The sequence below is a fragment of the Brevundimonas sp. PAMC22021 genome (genome assembly GCF_019443405.1).
In the GTDB taxonomy this organism is placed as follows: Bacteria; Pseudomonadota; Alphaproteobacteria; order Caulobacterales; family Caulobacteraceae; genus Brevundimonas.
Genome location: NZ_CP080376.1, coordinates 2,671,555 through 2,690,410, shown reverse-complemented (window position 1 = coordinate 2,690,410; position 18,856 = coordinate 2,671,555). Strand labels below are relative to the sequence as shown.

18 protein-coding genes are annotated in these 18,856 nt (G+C 70.5%); 15 read left to right on the top strand and 3 right to left on the bottom strand.

The window, feature by feature from the left end; translation table 11 throughout:
* The first annotated feature begins 89 nt into the window (after positions 1 to 89).
* The 3 genes from KY493_RS13275 to KY493_RS13265 all read left to right on the top strand — a co-directional run bounded on the left by KY493_RS13275 (position 90) and on the right by KY493_RS13265 (position 3,205).
* Entirely contained in the window at positions 90 to 437 is a 348-nt protein-coding gene (locus KY493_RS13275) for a YMGG-like glycine zipper-containing protein (protein ID WP_219896793.1), read from the top strand.
* A 106-nt stretch (positions 438 to 543) separates the two neighbouring features.
* Positions 544 to 978, top strand: coding sequence for an OmpA family protein (locus KY493_RS13270; RefSeq protein ID WP_219896792.1), 435 nt, complete (start codon positions 544 to 546; stop codon positions 976 to 978).
* Positions 979 to 1,048: 70 nt separating this feature from the next.
* Positions 1,049 to 3,205, top strand: a complete 2,157-nt coding sequence (locus KY493_RS13265; RefSeq protein ID WP_370627333.1) for a protein-disulfide reductase DsbD family protein — start codon at positions 1,049 to 1,051, stop codon at positions 3,203 to 3,205.
* On the opposite strand, the gene KY493_RS13260 is transcribed toward KY493_RS13265, so the two are convergent.
* On the bottom strand, positions 3,177 to 3,653 hold the full coding sequence (locus KY493_RS13260) for a hypothetical protein (RefSeq protein WP_219896791.1): 477 nt from the start codon (positions 3,651 to 3,653) through the stop codon (positions 3,177 to 3,179). The two genes, KY493_RS13265 and KY493_RS13260, sit on opposite strands and share 29 nt — an antisense overlap.
* A gap of 86 nt (positions 3,654 to 3,739) precedes the next feature.
* On the opposite strand from KY493_RS13260, the gene pgi reads away from it, so the two are divergent.
* Positions 3,740 to 5,353 carry a glucose-6-phosphate isomerase gene (pgi, locus tag KY493_RS13255; RefSeq protein ID WP_219896790.1) on the top strand — a complete coding sequence of 538 codons (1,614 nt, stop codon included), beginning with the start codon at positions 3,740 to 3,742 and terminating at the stop codon, positions 5,351 to 5,353.
* Positions 5,354 to 5,414: 61 nt separating this feature from the next.
* Here pgi and KY493_RS13250 read toward each other — a convergent pair whose 3' ends face one another.
* On the bottom strand, positions 5,415 to 5,831 hold the full coding sequence (locus KY493_RS13250; protein ID WP_219896789.1) for a hypothetical protein: 417 nt from the start codon (positions 5,829 to 5,831) through the stop codon (positions 5,415 to 5,417).
* Positions 5,832 to 6,059: 228 nt separating this feature from the next.
* On the opposite strand from KY493_RS13250, the gene KY493_RS13245 reads away from it, so the two are divergent.
* The gene (locus tag KY493_RS13245; RefSeq protein WP_135062067.1) at positions 6,060 to 6,347 is read left to right on the top strand and encodes a co-chaperone GroES; all 288 of its coding nucleotides are present in this window, start codon (positions 6,060 to 6,062) and stop codon (positions 6,345 to 6,347) included.
* 138 nt (positions 6,348 to 6,485) lie between these two features.
* Positions 6,486 to 8,135, top strand: a complete 1,650-nt coding sequence (groL, locus tag KY493_RS13240; protein ID WP_219896788.1) for a chaperonin GroEL — start codon at positions 6,486 to 6,488, stop codon at positions 8,133 to 8,135.
* A gap of 129 nt (positions 8,136 to 8,264) precedes the next feature.
* On the opposite strand, the gene KY493_RS13235 is transcribed toward groL, so the two are convergent.
* Positions 8,265 to 8,837, bottom strand: a complete 573-nt coding sequence (locus KY493_RS13235; protein ID WP_370627332.1) for an OmpA family protein — start codon at positions 8,835 to 8,837, stop codon at positions 8,265 to 8,267.
* Positions 8,838 to 9,037: 200 nt separating this feature from the next.
* On the opposite strand from KY493_RS13235, the gene KY493_RS13230 reads away from it, so the two are divergent.
* From KY493_RS13230 to KY493_RS13190, 9 genes are all read left to right on the top strand, one after another.
* A complete protein-coding gene (locus tag KY493_RS13230) occupies positions 9,038 to 9,967 on the top strand; it encodes a hypothetical protein (protein WP_219896787.1) in 930 nt (309 codons plus the stop codon).
* A 108-nt stretch (positions 9,968 to 10,075) separates the two neighbouring features.
* A complete protein-coding gene (locus KY493_RS13225; protein ID WP_219896786.1) occupies positions 10,076 to 11,305 on the top strand; it encodes an argininosuccinate synthase in 1,230 nt (409 codons plus the stop codon).
* 87 nt (positions 11,306 to 11,392) lie between these two features.
* Positions 11,393 to 11,869, top strand: a complete 477-nt coding sequence (locus KY493_RS13220) for a hypothetical protein (RefSeq protein ID WP_219896785.1) — start codon at positions 11,393 to 11,395, stop codon at positions 11,867 to 11,869.
* A gap of 42 nt (positions 11,870 to 11,911) precedes the next feature.
* Entirely contained in the window at positions 11,912 to 12,544 is a 633-nt protein-coding gene (locus tag KY493_RS13215; RefSeq protein ID WP_219896784.1) for a LysE family translocator, read from the top strand.
* A gap of 78 nt (positions 12,545 to 12,622) precedes the next feature.
* The gene (locus KY493_RS13210) at positions 12,623 to 13,189 is read left to right on the top strand and encodes a hypothetical protein (protein WP_219896783.1); all 567 of its coding nucleotides are present in this window, start codon (positions 12,623 to 12,625) and stop codon (positions 13,187 to 13,189) included.
* A 77-nt stretch (positions 13,190 to 13,266) separates the two neighbouring features.
* Entirely contained in the window at positions 13,267 to 14,217 is a 951-nt protein-coding gene (gene gshB / locus KY493_RS13205; RefSeq protein ID WP_219896782.1) for a glutathione synthase, read from the top strand.
* 15 nt (positions 14,218 to 14,232) lie between these two features.
* A complete protein-coding gene (locus tag KY493_RS13200) occupies positions 14,233 to 15,582 on the top strand; it encodes a M1 family aminopeptidase (RefSeq protein ID WP_219896781.1) in 1,350 nt (449 codons plus the stop codon).
* Between the two features lie 62 nt (positions 15,583 to 15,644).
* Positions 15,645 to 17,240, top strand: a complete 1,596-nt coding sequence (locus tag KY493_RS13195) for a YifB family Mg chelatase-like AAA ATPase (RefSeq protein WP_219896780.1) — start codon at positions 15,645 to 15,647, stop codon at positions 17,238 to 17,240.
* A gap of 64 nt (positions 17,241 to 17,304) precedes the next feature.
* Positions 17,305 to 18,837, top strand: a complete 1,533-nt coding sequence (locus tag KY493_RS13190; protein ID WP_219896779.1) for a response regulator — start codon at positions 17,305 to 17,307, stop codon at positions 18,835 to 18,837.
* Positions 18,838 to 18,856: the final 19 nt, after the last annotated feature.

The window sequence follows — 18,856 nt, the reverse complement described above, 5'->3', positions numbered from 1 at the left end:
CGCGAAAGAAGCTTCGCCTTATCGCGGAACCGGCGCATGGCTGCGGCGTTTGTGGCTCGGGGCGAACAGGAAGAGCAGAGGATCACACCATGAAAAAGGCCATCATCGCGATCGCCGGAGCCGGCCTTCTGGCCTCGGCTTGCGCCAGCGACCCTTACGGCGGCAACAGCTACGGCACCAATGAAACGGTTCGCCAGGGCGCCATCGGCGCGGCAGCCGGCGCGGTCGTCGGCGGCCTGCTCGGAAACGGCAGCGGCAACACCGCCCGCGGCGCGGCCATCGGCGCGGCCATCGGCGGCACGGCGGGCGCCATCCGCGGCTCCTCGCAGGACCGCGCCAACCAGCAGCGTTACCGCGACTCCGGCGGCCGGTACTACTATTGCTACGATAACCGCCAGAGCGAATGCTACTGGGACAACGGCCAGCGCCGCTACTGATCGCTGACCGATGCGTCGTTTGACGACGCAAAAGGGTTTCGGGGCGGCTCGTCTGGCGACGGGCCGCCCTTTTCATGCCAGGGGCTGCTGGCGAGAGGGGCTTTCGATGAAACGGTTGATGGTGGTCGGCGGGATGCTGGCGGCGGGGTGCGCGACGCAGCCTGAGACGCGCGAGGCGCTGGTGGCGGAGACGCCGCAGTGCGCGGCGCATCGGTTCGACGTCTATTTCGCCGAAGGCCAGGCGCGGCTGACGCCCGATGCGGCGGAGGCGATAAGGCTGGCGGGCGAGCGGATGCAGCCGTGCCGGATCGAGATGGTGCGGGTGCTGGGGCTGGCGGATGCGACCGGCGGCGCCGACGCCAACCTGAGCCTGTCGGCGCAGCGCGCGCGTATGGTGGCGGGCGCCCTGGCCGAGGCCGGTCTGCCTACGCCGGCCTTTGACGTGGAGGCGGCGGGCGATCAGGGCGCGACCAAGCAGGACGGGACCAGCGAGCCGCTGCGCCGCCGCACCGAGATCGTGATCGACGCCCGACCGCGCTGACCCGCGCAGTGGCGCAGGTGGACCCGGACCTCTAGACTGAGGCCTCCCCTTCGCCCCAGCGGTCCGCCCCTTGCGCCTTGCCTGTCTTCTTCTCGGCCTGCTGACCGCGATCCTCGGCTTCGGATCGGACGCCCGCGCCCAGCCGGTCCGCACCGAGCGGATCGAGGCCGAACTGGTCCCGATGAGCGCCTGGGCCGCGCCCGGTTCGACCGTGGTGGTGGCGGTGCGCCAGAGCATCGCCGAGGGCTGGCACACCTATTGGCGCAATCCGGGCGACTCGGGCGGGGCCACGACGCTTGAATGGCGCTTGCCGCCGGGCGTTGAAGCCGGACCCATCCTGTGGCCCCTGCCGACGCGCCAGCGACTGATGAGCCTGGTCAACTACGGCTATTCGGGCGAGGTCTTTCTGCCGGTGACGCTGAGCGTACCGGCGTCCGCCCGCGTCGGATCGACCCTGGACCTGTCGGTCGAGGCGCTGTTTCTGGTGTGCAGCGACCGCATGTGCGTGCCCGAGCCGCTGACGCTCAACCTCGCCCTGCCGGTGCGCGACGGCGCCGCTCCCCTGACCCGCCCCTGGGGCGCCGCGATCCAGCAGGCCGTCGAGGCCGCGCCGCGCCCGGCCGCCATCGCCGCCCGCGCCACCCGTGACGGCGAGCGCCTGATCCTGTCGGCGACCGGAGGCGCCCTGGCCGGCGAGGCCATTCGCCAGGCCTGGTTCTTTCCCTACGACGGCGACGCCATCGACCACGCCGCGCCCCAGAGCGGACAAGCGGGGCCGGACGGCGTGACCCTGACGCTGACGCCGAGGCGGGCGGGCGATGCGCCGCTGTCGGGCGTTCTGGCCACCGATCGCGGCGCCTGGGAAATCACCGCCGAGGCCGGCCCGGCGCTTCCCGGCGCATCCGGCGGTGCGACGCTCCGACCCTGGTCCGACGACGCGGGCGAGCCGACGAACGGCGGCGGGATCGCGGTCCTGCAGGCGCTGGGTCTCGCCTTGCTCGGCGGACTGGTCCTGAACCTGATGCCCTGCGTGTTTCCGGTGCTGGCGATGAAGGCGGCGGCGTTGTCGGCGGCGGCGCATGACCCGCGCCGCGCCCGCCGCGACGGGCTGGCCTTTGTGGCGGGCGTGCTCCTGACCTTTCTGCTGCTCGCCGGCCTGCTTCTGGCGCTGCGCGCCGGCGGCGCGGCGATCGGCTGGGGCTTTCAGCTGCAGTCGCCGGCGGTGGTGGCGGGCCTGTCGCTGCTGATGCTGGCGGTGGCGCTGAACCTGTCGGGCGTCTTTCACATGGGCGCAGGATTGCAGGCGCTGGGCGCCGGCCGCTGGAGCGGCCATCACGCGGGCGGCGCCTTTCTGACGGGCGCCCTGGCGGTGGTGGTGGCCGCTCCCTGCACCGCCCCCTTCATGGCCGCGGCCCTCGGCGCGGCCCTGGTCATGCCGTGGCCGGCGGCGCTGGCGGTGTTTCTGGCGCTGGGGCTGGGGCTGGGCCTGCCGTATCTGCTGGTCAGTCTCTCTCCCGGCCTGTTGAAGCGGCTGCCGCGCCCCGGTCCGTGGATGGAACGGCTGAAGCAAGTTCTGGCCCTGCCGATGTACGCCGCCGCGGCCTGGCTGCTGTGGGTGTTCGCCCGCCAGTCAGGGCAGCCCGCGCTGATCCTGCTGCTGGCCGGGAGCCTCGCCGTCGCCGGGGGCCTGTGGCTGTCCGGCCGGTTGCAGACGCGCCGCGCACAAGGCCGTCGCACGATCGGCGCAGGCGTCGCGGCCGTCGCCGCGCTGGCGCTTGGCGTCGGCCTTGCGGGCGTCGCCGCATCGCAGGCGCGTCCGCCCGCGGTTTCCCCCTCAGGTCCCCTGCATGCCCAGCCCTGGTCGCCGCAGGCGGTGCGGGAGGCGCAAGGCTCGGGCCGGCCGGTGCTGGTCAACTTCACCGCCGACTGGTGCGTCACCTGCAAGATCAACGAGCGCGCGGCCCTGTCCTCGCGCGAGGTCTCACAGGCTCTGGAGGCGGCGAACGGCGTCTATCTGGTCGCCGACTGGACCCGCCGCGACGACGCCATCACCCGTGAACTGGAGGCGCGCGGCCGCTCGGGCGTGCCGCTGTACCTGCTGTACCCCGGCGGGGGCGGGGAGCCGCGCGTGCTGCCGCAGCTGCTGACGGAGGGGTCGGTCGTGGATGCGTTGAAGGGCGCGCGAGGGCCGCCGCGTCCTACACCGGCGGCGCGGGCGGGGCGGTGATGACTTCGACGTTGTCGTTCAGGAGGTAGGACAGTTCCGACAGGGCCGTGGCGCGGCCGCCGTCCGAACGGGCGGCCTCCACAGCCGCGATCTTCTTGGGCATGTCCTCGGAGATGCCGCGCAGGATGCACTTCAGGTCGCCGTCCGTGCCCCGCTCCTTCAGGATCAGGTGGCCCTGCATGTCCAGGGCGGCCAGGCGCTCGGCCTCGCTCTTGAAGCCCGTATAGTCGACGCCGGCGAAGAAGCCGGGCGCGTTGGCGGCGCCCGACGCGGTCCAGCCGTCGACCTGGGCCTTCAGCCGCTTGGACCGGGCGATGATGTCGGCGAACATCGGCTCGCCCGCGACGGAGACGGGCGCGCCGGCCTGGGTTTCCGGCTGCGCGGCGGCGAGCGCCACGGCCGGGTCGGAGGTCATCAGGGCGATGGCGAGGGCGAGGCCGCAGGACATGGCGATTGTTCCTTTTCGCGTTAGAACCCGATTACGCCTCAACCGTAAACGAGGCCTTGACCATACAGCCGCGCCGGAGACCGCAGATGACCAAGACGCTCGACGAAGCCTGGAGCGTCCTTGACGCCGCCGCGCGCGCTTCCGCCTCGGCTCGCATCGTCGATCAGTTCGCGGCCGACCCCGAGCGGATGTCGCGGATGACGCTGGACGCCGCCGGGCTGCATCTGGACCTGTCGAAGCAGAGCTGGACGCGCGAGGCGTTCGACGCCTGCCTCGATCTGGCGCGCGCCGCCGATGTCGAGGGCCGCCGCGCCGCGCTGTTCGCGGGCGAGGCCGTCAACCTGACCGAAGGCCGGGCGGTGCTGCACCCCGCCCTGCGCGCCGATGCGGGCGCCGACTTCCACGCGCTGGGCGAGCCGGTGTCGGCCGAGGTGGACCAGGTCCGCGCCGACATCCGCGCCTATGCCGATGCGGTGCGTTCGGGCGAGCTTCGCGGCGCTACCGGCGAGCGGTTCGCCGCCATCGTCCATGTCGGCATCGGCGGATCGGACCTGGGGCCGCGCGTGGTGTGGGATGCGCTGCGCCCGCTGGAGCCCACGATCGACCTGCGCTTTGTCGCCAACATCGATCCGCGCGACATGGCCGAGGCCCTGACCGGGCTGAACCCGGCGACCACTCTGGTGGTGGTGGTGTCCAAGACCTTTACGACGCAGGAGACCCTGGCCAACGCCGAGGCCGCCAAGGCGTGGCTGCAGGCCGCCCTGCCCACAGAGGGCATGAGCAACCATTTCATCGGCGTCACGGCCGCGCCGGACAAGGCGGAAGCGTTCGGCTGCGGGCGGACCTTTGCCTTCCGGGACTGGGTCGGGGGTCGCTATTCGCTGTGGTCGGCGGTCAGCCTGTCGTGCGCGGTGGCCCTGGGACCGGACGAGTTCGAGGACATGCTGGCGGGCGCCCGCGACATGGACGAGCATTTCGTCGAAGCGCCGCTGGAGCGGAACGCGCCGGTGCTGCTGGCCCTGGCCCAGGTGTTCAATGTCGATGGGCTGGACCGGCCGGCGCGGACGGTCGCGCCCTACGCCCACGCCCTGCGTCGCCTGCCGTCCTTCCTGCAGCAGCTGGAGATGGAGTCGAATGGCAAGCGGGTGCGCCGTGACGGCTCGGAAGTCGGGCGCCAGACCTGTCCCGTGGTGTTCGGAGAGCCAGGCACCAACGGCCAGCACGCCTTTTTCCAGCAGATCCATCAGGGGCCGCAGGTGGTCCCGGCCGAGTTCGTGGTGGTGAAGAGCACCCACGCCCAGAGGCCCGAAAGCCCGCTGTGGTCCAATGCGCTGGCGCAGATGCAGGCGCTGATGCTGGGGAAGACGGCCGAGGCCGCGCGCGCCGAGATGCTGGCGGGCGGGATGGACGTGGCGGAGGCGGAGCGGCTGGCCCCTCACCGCGCCTTTCCCGGCAACCGGCCGTCCACCGCCATCGTCATGGATCGCCTTACGCCCTGCACGCTCGGCGCGCTGCTGGCGCTCTATGAGCACAAGACCTTTGTGGAAGGCGTGATCTGGGACATCAACAGCTTCGACCAGTGGGGGGTCGAACTGGGCAAGGTGCTGGCCAAGGCGATCCTGAAGGACGTGGAGGCGGGCGGTCCGTCGGCCGATCTCGATCCGTCCACGGCCGCCCTGCTGACGCGGCTGATGGGCTGACGGAAAAAGAAAGGGCGCCGCCTTTCGGCGACGCCCTCGGGTCTTTCAGACTGCAATCCGCTTACCAGCGGCGGTCGTAGCGATAGTCGCGGTCGCGGCGGTAATCGCGACGGTCGTTGCGGTCATAGTAGCGGCGGTCGTAGCCGGCGTTGTAGCGGTTGTCGTACCGGTAGTTGTAGCCGTTGCTGTAGCGACGGTCATAGCGGTTGTCGTAGCGACGATCCCGGTCGTTGGCGCTGAGGGCGCCCAGGGCGCCGCCCGCCAGCGCGCCGCCGGCGATGTAGGTGCCGTCGCCGTTGCCGACCAGGGCGCCGGCGATGCCGCCGACCACCGCGCCAACCACCGCATTGCGGGTGGTGCGCTCGCCGCGGTCATGATCGCGGTCGCGCCAGCTCTGCGCCGAGGCCGGAGCCGCCATCAGACCCAGAGCGATGACCGGGGCGACAATGGCCGAAGTGATCTTGATGGTGTTGGACATGACGTCCTCCTGTTGATCCGTTGCACCCCTTGTAGAGGGGTCAGGCTGAACGACCCCGTCCGGAAATGTTCATCGGGCGTTCATCCACGCGGCCTTGACGGCGAGGGGGCCTCCGCCTACCTCCCGCTCGCGCTGGCACTCCGCCGTCCCGATTGCCAAAGGGCGATGGCGGCGCCGGCGAAAACCGTTCACCTCGCCCCCCACGGGGCTTCCAGGGAGAGAGAACCGATGGCGTTTCGTCCGCTCGGCGACCGCGTGCTGGTCAAGCGCGTTGAAGAAGAATCCAAGACCAAGGGCGGGATCATCATCCCCGACACCGCCAAGGAAAAGCCGCAGGAAGGCGAAGTCGTCTCCGTCGGCCCGGGCGCCCGCGATGACAAGGGCGTGGTCAATGCGCTCGAACTGAAGGCCGGCGACCGCATCTTGTTCGGCAAGTGGTCGGGCACCGAGGTCAAGATCGACGGCGACGACCTGATCATCATGAAGGAATCCGACGTGCTGGGAGTGCTGAGCTAAGGCTCAACCCTCAGCGGCGCGTGTTTAGTGGCGGGTGGCGAGACGGATCCTGGATGGACCCTCCGCCTTCGCCGTCACTTGAGATCACTCGCCGCTCGCCACTAACCACTCGTCACTCATCCAAAAGGAGCAGCCCGCATGGCCGCTAAGATCGTACAGTTCAACACCGACGCGCGCGACAAGATGCTGCGCGGCGTCAACGTCCTCGCCAACGCCGTCAAGGTGACCCTGGGTCCCAAGGGCCGCAACGTCGTGATCCAGAAGTCCTTCGGCGCCCCGCGCTCGACCAAGGACGGCGTCTCGGTCGCCAAGGAAATCGAGCTGGAAGACGCCTTCGAGAACATGGGCGCCCAGATGATCCGCGAAGTCGCTTCGAAGACGAACGACAAGGCGGGCGACGGCACCACCACCGCCACCGTCCTGGCCCAGGCCATCGTCCAGGAAGGCCTCAAGGCCGTGGCCGCCGGCATGAACCCGATGGACCTGAAGCGCGGCATCGACAAGGCCGTGACCCTGGTGCTGGAAGAGATCAAGACCAACTCCAAGCCGGTCTCCAACAACTCGGAAATCGCGCAGGTCGGCACCATCTCGGCCAACGGCGACTCTGAGATCGGCGAGCTGATCGCCCAGGCGATGGCCAAGGTCGGCAACGAAGGCGTCATCACCGTCGAGGAAGCCAAGACCGCCGACACCACCGTCGACGTCGTCGAAGGCATGCAGTTCGACCGCGGCTACCTGTCGCCCTACTTCATCACCAACGCCGACAAGATGGAAGCGGTCCTCGAAGAGCCGCTGATCCTGCTGTTCGAAAAGAAGCTGACGTCGCTGCAGGCCATGCTGCCGATCCTGGAAGCCGTGGTGCAGTCGGGTCGTCCTCTGCTGATCATCGCCGAGGACATCGAGGGCGAGGCCCTGGCCACCCTGGTGGTCAACAAGCTGCGCGGCGGCCTGCGCGTCGCGGCCGTCAAGGCTCCGGGCTTCGGCGATCGTCGCAAGGCCATGCTGGAAGACATCGCCATCCTGACGGGCGGCCAGGTCATCTCGGAAGACCTCGGCATCAAGCTCGAGTCGGTCACGCTCGACATGCTCGGCAAGGCCAAAAAGGTCTCGATCACCAAGGACGACACCACCATCGTCGAAGGCGTCGGTGAAAAGGACGGCATCGAGGCTCGCGTCGCCCAGATCAAGCGTCAGATCGAGGACACCACCTCGGACTACGACAAGGAAAAGCTGCAGGAACGTCTGGCCAAGCTGGCCGGCGGGGTCGCGGTTCTCCGCGTCGGCGGCTCGACCGAAGTCGAAGTGAAGGAAAAGAAGGACCGCGTCGACGACGCCCTGAACGCCACGCGCGCCGCGGCTGACGAAGGCATCGTTCCCGGCGGCGGCATCGCCCTGCTGAAGGCGTCCAAGGTGCTGGACGGCGTGGAAGGCGACAACGCCGACCAGAAGGCCGGCGTCAACATCGTGCGCCGCGCCCTGCAGGCTCCGATCCGTCAGATCGCCGAAAACTCCGGCGTCGAAGGCTCGATCGTGGTCGGCAAGGTGCTGGAGAACGCCGACGCCTCGTTCGGCTTCAACGCCCAGACCGAAGAGTACGGCGACCTCGTCCAGATGGGCGTGATCGATCCGGCCAAGGTCGTGCGCACGGCCCTGCAAGACGCCGCTTCGGTGGCCGGCATCCTGATCACCACGGAAGCCGCCGTGGCCGATGCTCCGAAGAAGGCCTCCGCCGGCGGCGCCCCCGACATGGGCGGCGGCATGGGCGGCATGGGCGGCATGGACTTCTAATCCACGCCAGGCTCATCGCTTGAACAAGGAAGGGGCGGGATCGAAAGGTCCCGCCCCTTTCTCTTGCGCGCACAGAAAAGGGCGAGGCGCGAGGCGCCCCGCCCTTTGTCATGTTCGTGAGAGGACGTCCTAGCTGAGGACGATGATCGCCACGCGGCGGTTCTGGGCGCGGCCTTCGCGGGTGTTGTTGGGCGCGGCCGGCGAGGTGTCGCCGTACGAGATGGTCGACATCCGGTTCAGCGCGATGCCCTCGCGGCTCATGAAGCGGCGCACGGCCTCGGCGCGGGCCAGACCCAGAGCCTCGTTTGCCCGGGCGTCGCCGGTGGCGTCGGTGTGGCCTTGGATTTCCAGATAGACGTTGCGATTCTCGGCCTTGAGGCGCTGCACCAGTTCGCGCAGGCGCGCTTCGGCTTCCGGCGACAGCGAGTCGCCCTCGACCGGGAACTTCACCGAGTCGTCCGACAGCACGACCTCATAGAGGAACTTGCCCTCGGCCAGCTTCTGGGCGTCGGTGGCGCGGCGCAGGGCCTCGCCGGCGGTGCCTTCCACCTGGCCGACGCGCTGTTCGACGCCATCGACGCGGCTGTTCACGATCGCGTCCTGGTCACGGACGAAGCGGTGGCTGGCGCAGCCGCTGGCGGCGACGCCGACGGCGAGCAGTACGGCCGTTACGGAAGCGGTTCTCATCTTGGAACGGGTCAAAGTGCTTTTCTCCTGTTGGGGCGCTGGGGGAAGACGCCCGGTCCATCACACAATCGTCATCTGGACGGGGCCAAGAGGCCTCCTCATGTCCCGTCTAAGGCGAGAACCCGGCAGCTTGGCCGTAAGTTCCGCCACGATGCGGACGCGTTGCCGGTGATGGTGGGGTGGATCGCGGGCGTCGCCCCGCCGCCGGAGCCCGGATGACGCCCGTTTCCCGCCCATCGGCCAAGCCGCCAACCCGCCGCCGGGGCGCCCTGGCGGCGAGCGTGCTGCTGCATCTTTCGGTGCTGGCGCTGATGCTTCTGCCGCAAGCGCCGCGGGCGCCGCTGCAACCGCCCGCCGCGGTGGAGGTCACCCTCATTCCCGCGCCCACGCCGCCGGTGACCCCGGTCCCGGGGCCGGACGGCGAGGCGGGCGGCGGCGGATCGCCGGCCGCGAGCGCGCCCGATCCGGCGGCCAGCGCAGCCGCACCGTCGCCTCCGGCGCCGCAAACGCCGCCGCAGCCCACCCTAGCGCCGACGCCGGTGATCCGCCCGGCGCCCCGGCCGACGCCGACACCGGTCTCGCCCGTCCGGCCGCGCCCCGCGCGCCTGCCCGCGCCCTCGCCCGTGCCGACCGTAGCCCTGGCGACCGTGCCGTCCGACCTGATCCAGCGCCTGGGCGAAGGCGCGCTGGCGGGCGCGACCGTGGCGGGCGGATCGGCCGGCGGGCAGGGCTCAGGGGCCGGCAGCGGCGGCTCGGGCGGCGGCGCCGGCGGTGGATCGGGATCAGGCGTCGGATCGGGCTCCGGTGCAGGCTCCAACGGCGGCTGCGACATGGTGCGCCGGCTTCAGGATGCCTTGCGCGACGCGCCGGCCGTGCTGGCGGCGGCCGAGCGGGCCCAGGACGAGTTCGGTCCGGGCGGCGCGCTTCTGGTCTGGAACGGCGACTGGCTGCGCAGCCGGGGACAGGACGGCAAGGGGCTGGCCTCGGTGCGCCAGGCGGTGGCGGTCGAGGTCGCATTCGCCCCCGCCGCCTGCCGGGCGCCGCCGGTGCGCGGGCTGGTGGTGATCGCACTGACCGACCGCTCCGGCGGGCCGCGCGTGGCGCTGGGCCGCGACCGCTGGCGCTGGTCCGACCTGACCCGCTGATCACCTTTGGAACAGTAGAATTTGCATCAAGGCGGCGCGGGTCTTATGCGCGCGTCGATCCATCCTTCCCCCGCCTCCTCCCCGAGCGGTCGCGAAAGAAACGCCCCTATGTCCTCAAGCCCGATCAAGAAGGTCGTCCTCGCCTATTCCGGCGGCCTCGACACCTCCATCATCCTGAAGTGGCTGCAGACGGAATATGAGGCGGAGGTGGTGACCTTCACCGCCGACTTGGGTCAGGGCGAGGAGTTGGGCCCGGCGCGCGAAAAGGCGCTGAAGCTGGGCATCAAGCCGGAAAACATCTTCATCGACGACCTGCGCGAAGAGTTCGTGCGCGACTTCGTGTTTCCGATGTTCCGCGCCAACACCGTCTATGAAGGCCAGTACCTGCTCGGCACCTCCATCGCCCGGCCACTGATCGCCCAGCGCCAGATCGAGATCGCCCGCCAGGTCGGCGCCGACGCCGTCTGTCACGGCGCCACCGGCAAGGGCAATGACCAGGTGCGGTTCGAGCTGAGCTACTATGCCCTGAACCCCGACATCCACGTCATCGCTCCCTGGCGCGAATGGGAGTTCCGGTCGCGCGAGGCCCTGCTGGACTTCGCCGAGAAGAACCAGATCCCGATCTCCAAGGACAAGCGCGGCGAGGCGCCGTTCAGCGTCGACGCCAACCTTCTGCACTCCTCCTCCGAGGGCAAGGTGCTGGAGGACCCGGCGGTCGAGGCGCCGGAGTTCGTGCACCAGCGCACCATTTCTCCCGAAGACGCGCCGGATACGCCGACCGTCTTCACCCTGGGCTTCGAGCGCGGCGACGCCGTCTCGATCGACGGCGAGCTGATGAGCCCGGCCGAGATCCTGACCCGGCTGAACCAGCTGGGCCACGATAACGGCGTGGGACGCCTCGACCTGGTCGAGAACCGCTTCGTCGGGATGAAGTCGCGCGGGGTCTATGAGACGCCGGGCGGAACCATTCTGCTGGCCGCCCACCGGGGGATCGAGTCGATCACCCTGGATCGCGGGGCCATGCACCTGAAGGACGAGCTGGCGGTGAAATACGCCCAGCTGATCTACAACGGCTTCTGGTTCTCGCCCGAGCGCGAGATGCTGCAGGCGGCCATCGACCACTCCCAAGCCAAGGTCTCGGGCACGGTGCGGGTCAAGCTGTACAAGGGCAACGTCCAGGTGATCGGCCGCGAGAGCCCCTTCTCCCTCTACGACCAGGACCTGGTGACGTTCGAGGAAGGCGTGCAGGCGTACGACCACCGCGACGCCGCCGGCTTCATCAAGCTGAACGCCCTGCGCCTGCGGGTGCTGGCGCGCCGGGACCAGCGCGGGGGCTGACGCCGACCGGCGTCCATGAACGATCGCTCACTTGCCGCCGCCGTGATCCCGCGTCACGGTGGCGGACCTGTTTTTGGAGCCCGTCCCATGCGCCTGCTCGCCGCTGTTTCCATTCTGGCCCTCGCCGTCGCCGCTCCGGCGCTGGCGCAGACCGATGCTCAGACCCCGGCCTCGCCGCCGGCCGCCGCCACACCGGCTCAGCCGGCCACGCTCGACCCCGCCCAGTTGCAGGCCAAGGGCGAAGCCTTTGGCGCTCGCATTCAGGCCATGATCACGGAAATGCAGGCGGCCCGGACGGCTGCCGGCTCCGATACGGCCAGGGCGAAGACAGACCTGGACGCGATCCAGGCGCGCTACCAGCCGGAGGCCGACGCCTTCGCCACCGAACTGGAGACCTTTGTCGCCGCTCAGGCCTCGCAAATTCCTGATGATCAGCGCGCCGGCTTCACCACCGGCATGGCGCAAGCCGTGTCCGCCGTCAGAGGGGCGCCGGCCGAGGCCCGCGCCGATCTGGAAAAGGCGTCCGTCTCGGCCGCTCCGGCGACGGCGCCGCACCAGCACTGATCGCGGCTTGACGCGACGGGCGGCGGGTCCGACACCGCCGCCATGCCCGTCCTGCCCGTCGATCCGCACCTGTTCACCACCTTTCTGGGGATCATGGCGGTGATGGCGATCACGCCCGGCCCGGCGAACCTGTTCGCCGTGGCCTCGGGCGTGCAGCGGGGCCGCGCCTCGGCCCTGGTCAGCGTGGCCGGCATGAACAGCGCCAGCCTCGTCTGGTTCGGGGCGGCGGCGCTGGGCCTCGGCGCCCTGGTGGCGGCTTTTCCCGCCGTGTTCCGGCTGATCGCTATCGGCGGCGCGCTGTATGTCGCCTGGCTGGGGCTGAAGGCCCTGCACGGCGCCTTTCGCAACCCTTCCGACCCGTCCGAGATCGCGGTGCGGGGCGGCGGCAACGCCTATGCCAACGGCTTTGCGGTCCAGATCGCCAATCCCAAGGCCATTCTGTTCTTCACCGCCGTGCTGCCGCCGTTCATCGACACGGCCCGGCCGGTCTGGCCGCAGCTGGCGCTGTTCGCCGTCGCCATGATCGGTCTGGATACGTTGGCCATGAGCGCCTACGCCCTGTCCGGCGCCGCCCTGTCGCGCCGGATGCGGGAGCCGCGCTTTCGCCGGGGCTTCAACGTCTTCGTGGGCCTGCTGCTGCTGACCGCCGCGGTGCTGATCGCCATGCGGCTGTAGCCCGCCTTACCGCGATTTCACTTGAGGCCGGGCGGCGTTGGGCCGACCCTCGCGGCGGTCAAACACCGGAAGCCCGCCATGATCCGCGCCCTCCTTTCCGCCGCCGCCGTCCTGTCCGCCGCCGCGCCGGCCCTGGCCCAGCAGGCGACGCCCGCACCTTCCGCCGAAGCCAGGCTCGAAGCCGCCGCCGAGGCCTTTGAAGCGCGCATGGAGGCTTTCGGCGCCCGCGCCGAGGCCATCGCCGCCGACAAGGCCTTGAGCGAAAGCGAGCGCGCCGCGCGTGTCGCCGCCCTGTGGGCCGAGCACCAGCCGGAGGTCACGGCCTTCACCGCCATGGCCGCCGCCTCGGCCAGCGCCATCGCGGCCGAAGCCCTGGCCGAGGTCGACGTCGACGCCGTGGTGGCCGAGGCCATGAACGACCCGGAGGTGCAGGCCTCCATCCAGCAGGCCTCGGCGGTGGGGACGGGCATCGCCGCCAACAGCGCCTGGACCAATCCGGACCCGGAGCAGCTGGAGACCTACAAGCTGATGACCGAATACGCCCTGGCCGAAGTCGAGGAGTCGCTCGACGACGCGCCCGAGCCGCCGGAAGCGCCAGAGGCTCCGGAAGCGCCCGAGGCGCCGGAGGCCCCCGAAGCGCCCTGATCCTCCGGCGCGGCCTTGCGCCCCGGGGGCGGCGGACCCATTAGCGAAGCTGACCCGCCCGCCTTCAGGACCTCCCCATGCTTCGTGTCGCCATTCAGATGGACCCCGTCGAGTCCGTCAACATCGAGTCCGACACCACCTGGCTGATGGCCACGACGGCGCAGGATCGGGGCCACGCGCTGTGGATCTACGACTTCCGCACCCTGGCGCTGGAGGACGGCCGCCTGTTCTGCCGCGCGCGCCCGGCGACGCTGCGCCAGACGCAGGGCGATCATGTTTCCTTCGGTGAAGAGGTCCGGCTGGACCTATCGAAGGATGTGGACGTGATCCTGATGCGCCAGGATCCGCCGTTCGACATGGCCTATGTCACCGCCACCTACCTGCTGGAAACGGTGCATCCGCAGACCCTGGTGGTGAACGACCCGGCCGAGGTGCGCTCGGCGCCGGAGAAGCTTCTCGCCACGCGGTTCCCGGGCCTGCAGCCGCCGACGCTGATCTCGTCCGATCCGGTCGCCCTGTTGGATTTCCACCGCCGCCACGGCGACGTGGTGCTGAAGCCCCTGCACGGCGCGGCCGGCTCGGGCGTGGTGCGGTTGAAGGCCGACGATCCGAACCTGGAGGCGCTGATCGAGATCCACGCCGCGGGATCGCGCGACCCGCTGGTGATCCAGAAGTTCATTCCCGCCGTCTCGGCCGGCGACAAGCGCATCATCCTGATCGACGGGGAGCCGGTCGGCGCCATCAACCGCGTGCCGGCCAAGGATCAGGTGCGCTCCAACCTACGTGTCGGCGGCACCGCCGCACCGGTCGAACTGACCCCGCGCGACCGTGAGATCTGCGCCGCCATCGGGCCCACGCTGCGCGAACGGGGCCTCTTGTTCGTCGGCATCGACGTGATCGGCGACTACCTGACCGAGATCAACGTCACCTCCCCAACGGGCGCCCAGCAGCTGAAGCGCTTCTCCGGCGTCGATGCGGCGGCCCTGATGTGGGACGCCATCGAGTCCAAGCGCGTCCCCTCCGCCTGATCGTCGGCATTGGGCTTGTTTCGACAGGGGATCGCGTGGGCGGCGGTGACCCTGGTCGCCGCCTGTTCATCGACGCCGCCCGCCGCTCGGCCGGCTTCAGCGCCGCGGCCCGAGGCCGTCGTCGCTTTCGACATCCTGCATCAGGACGTGGAGATCGCGCCCTTCGCCGAACCGAACGAACTGACGGGCGCGCAGACGATGGTCTTCCAGGCCCAAACGGCCGGGGACCGGCTTCGCTTCACGGGCGGCCCGCTCCAGATCGCCACGCTGAGCCTCGACGGCCGCGCGCTCGAGGACTGGCGCACGAGCGGAGATGCGATCAACATCCGGCTTGGGCGCACGCTGGACGCGAACAGCCGGCATTCGCTGCGCCTGACCTACGAGGCGGCGCCCGGCCGGGGCGTCCGGCGGTCCGAGACCCTCGCCTATTCCACCTACTTCTCCTGCGACTGGATGCTGTGCAATCAGGCGGATTTCGCAGACCGGTTCACCTTCGACCTGACGATCCGAACGCCCCGGGGCATGCGGACGCTCGGCCCGGGAACGGAGCTCGGCGCCGCGCGCGACGGCGAGGACGAACTGCACCGCTGGCGCACGACCGAGCCCTACTCCGCCTATGTCCACGGATTTGTCGCCGGGCGGCTGAGGCCACACGACGTGACGAGCGGATGCGCCGCGCGGCTCGACGTCCTGTCGTCCGCGCCAGCCCAACAGGTCGCGGCCTTGTTTGGCCCGACCTGCGCCATGTTGGAATATTTCGCGGGTCGCGCCGGCGTCCCCTATCCCGCCGACCGCTATAGCCAGCTCTATGTTCCGGACGCGTGGGAAGCGCAGGAGGCGATCTCCCACAGCACCTTGGGCGGCGGCGCGATGGAGCCCATGCTGACCGATCCCGCCGAGGACTGGGCGGTCGCTCATGAACTGGCGCATCAATGGTGGGGCAATCGCGTCACGGCGACAGACCTGTCGCAGTTCTGGCTGAACGAGGGCGTGGTCACCTTCATGGTCGCCAGCTGGAAAGAACATCGCTGGGGCGACGCGGCCTACCGGCGCGAGATCGAGCTGGCGCGCAGCCGCTGGATGCGCTGTCGGGAGGCATGGCGCGATGTTCCGCTGGCCTATTCGGGCGATTACCCTTCCCTCGCCACGCGCCGGTGCTTCCAGTATTCCAAGGCGGCCGTCTTCCTGCACGAACTTCGGACGCGCATGGGCGAGGAGGCGTTCTGGCGCGGGGTGGCCGACTTTACGGCCGCGCAGGTCGGGCGTTCGGTGACGTCGCGAGACTTCGAGGCGGCCATGCAGGGCGCGACCGGCGTCGATCTGCACCCCCTGTTCGCCGAGTGGGTCCACCCCGCCGCAGAATAACGCCGCTCTTGCAATCGATCTGAGTTCATGGTTCGTTCTTCTCGGGTTTATGGAGGAACGGCATGGTCGCGCGGGTGGTGACGGTGGCCTTTGACGGGGTCGAGGCGCGGCGCGTGGACGTGGAGGTGCAGCTGGTCGGTCAAAACCAGCAGACCATCTTCACCATCGTCGGCCTGCCCGACAAGGCGGTGGCCGAAAGCCGCGAGCGGGTGCGCGGCGCCTTTGCCGGCATCGGCCTGGCCCTGCCGTCGCAGCGGATCATCGCCAATCTGGCGCCGGCCGACCTGCCCAAGGAAGGCAGCCACTTCGACCTGCCGATCGCTCTGGCGCTGATGGCGGCGATGGGGGTGATCGCGCCCGACGCGCTGGACGGCTGGGCGGCCATTGGCGAGCTGGGGCTGGACGGGCAGATCGCACGCGTGGGCGGCGCCCTGCCCGCCGCCGTGGCGGTGGACGGCATGGGGCTGGGCCTGATCTGTCCCGAGGTGAACGGGCCGGAGGCGGCCTGGGCCGGCGATGCGCGCATCCTGGCGCCCCGCTCCCTGATCGGACTGGTCAACCACTTCAAGGGCGCCCAGGTGCTGCGTCCGCCCGAGCCGGGCGCCATGGTCGAGGGCGGGGTCGTCCCCGACCTGCGCGAGGTCAAGGGTCAGGAAAGCGCCAAGCGCGCGCTGGAGATCGCGGCGGCCGGCGGCCACAACATCCTGTTCATGGGTCCGCCGGGCTCCGGCAAGTCGATGATGGCCCAGCGCCTGCCCGGCCTGTTGCCGCCGCTGACCTCGCAGGAGCTGTTGGAGACCTCCATGGTCTGGTCGGTGGCCGGCCTGATCGAGCGCGGGACGCTGACGCGCGACCGGCCGTTCCGCAGCCCGCACCACTCCGCCTCCATGGCCGCCCTGACCGGCGGAGGGGCCAAGGCCAAGCCCGGCGAGGCGTCGCTGGCGCACAACGGCGTGCTGTTCCTGGACGAACTGCCGGAATACAGCGCCCAGGCGCTGGACAGCCTGCGCCAGCCGCTCGAGACGGGCGAGATCGTGGTGGCGCGGGCGAACGCCCATGTGCGCTATCCGGCGCGGTTCCAGCTGGTGGCCGCCATGAATCCCTGCCGCTGCGGCCTGGGCGGGGCGGGACGGGGCGCCTGCGGCAAGGCTCCGCGCTGCCAGCGCGACTACCAGAACCGCATCTCCGGGCCGATGTTCGACCGCATCGACCTGACGGTGGAGACGCCGCCGGTGACCGCCGCCGACATGGCGCTGCCTCCGCCGGCGGAGGGCACGGCGGAGGCGCGGGCGCGCGTCGCCGCCGCCCGCGCCATGGGCGAGGATCGGATGCGCGAGGCCGGCCTTGATCCCGGGGTCAACGCCCGGGCGGGGGGCGAGCTGCTGGACCGGTTCGCCACGCCGGACGAGGCTGGACGGGCCCTGCTGATGCGTGCGGGCGAGGCCGGCGGCCTGACCGCGCGGGGCTGGACCCGCACCCTGCGCCTGGCCCGCACCATCGCCGACCTGGACGGATCGGCGGGCGTGCTGCGCCGCCACATCGCCGAGGCCCTGATCTATCGCCGCACCACCATGGACGCCCAGGGCGACTTCGATCGCGCCACGTCCGCACGCGGCATGGGGGTGCGCGAGGAAGCGCAGACGCCCTTCGTCCACTAGACGCCGCTTACATCATCCTTAACGCTTCGCTGACCATGCTCGGCCCCGCACGTGGGAGACGCGCATGACCCAGGCCGCCCGGAAGCCCCGCAAGACGCCGACGCCGCCTGCCGCCGACGTCGATCCGGCGGGCCAGCAGTTCCTCCGGCTGATGAGCCACGAGATGCGCACGCCCCTGAACGGCGTCATCGGCATGATCGGCCTGTTGCAGCGCACGCGGCTGGACGGAGCGCAGCGCGCCTATGCCGACAATGCGCTGCAGTCGGCCGAACACCTGCTGGGCCTAGTCAACGACCTTCTGGACTACGCCAGGCTGGAGGCCGGCAGGCTGGAGTTCGATCTGGCGCCAGTCGATCTGGAAGGTCTGGCGCGTGGCGTGGCCGAACTGCTCAGCCCCCGCGCGCACGACAAGGGGCTGGAGATCGCCTGGTCGGTCGCGGGCGATGCGCCGGACGTGATCGCCGACGACGGCCGTCTGCGTCAGATCCTGTTCAACCTGGCCGGCAATGCGGTGAAGTTCACGCAAACCGGCGGCGTGCGCATCGGCATCGAACGCTGCGGCGGCACGCGCGCGCGGCCGCGCCTGGCCTTTGTGGTCGAGGACACCGGCCCCGGGGTGCCGATCGAGGCGCGCGGCCGCATCTTTGAAGAGTTTGGTCACGCCGATGCGTCCGACGCGGTGCGCGTCGACGGCGCGGGCCTGGGCCTGGCGGTGGTGCGTCGCCTGGCCCAGGCCATGGACGGCAAGGTCTGGGTCGAGGACCGGCCGGACGGCCCCGGGGCGCGCTTCCGTTTCGAGGCCGCCTTCGAGGCCACAGCAATAGCGCGCGACCGCCCTCTGAGCGGTTGCGCCGTCGCCTTGCGCATCCACGATCCGCTGGTCGAGGCTTCCGCCGCGGTCCAGATCGAGGCGTCCGGCGGAACGGTGACGGATGAGGCGCCCGTGGTCCTGGTCGATCACGCCCTGGCCGCGCGGGAGGGCCGGCCGCTGGTCGAGGCGCCCGCCGGCGCACGCGCCATTGTGCTGCTGAAGCCGGGCGAGCGCGAACTGATAGCCCGATATCGTTCGGTCGGCTTCAGCGGCTATCTGATCAAGCCGCTGCGCCGCGCCTCGCTGGCTGAACGCGTGCTGGCGGCGCAGCGGTCGCCGTCTGAGGCCGCTCCTCAGGCGCCGGTCGAGGACGACCGCGTCCAGCCCGTCCGCTTCGCCGGCGTGCGCGTGCTGCTGGCCGAGGACAATCCGGTCGGCGCCCTTCTGGCCCGCACCCTGCTGCGCCGCGAAGGCTGCGTGGTCGAAACCGCCGGCTCGGGCGACGAAGCCATCGAGGCGCTGAAACGCGCGCGCTACGACCTCGTGTTCATGGACATGCGCATGCCGGGCCTGGACGGCCCCTCGGCGGCGCGCATCATTCGCTCGGGCGGCGATCGCACCCCGATCCTGGCCCTGACCGCCAACGCCTTCGCCGAGGATCGCCGCCTGTGCCTGGAGGCCGGCATGGACGACCACCTGGCCAAGCCGCTGGAGCCCGAGGCCCTGCGCGCGGCGCTGGCGCGCTGGACGGGCGGGGCCGTTCGCGCCAAGGTCGCCGGACAGTAAACGACGGCCGCGATCCGGC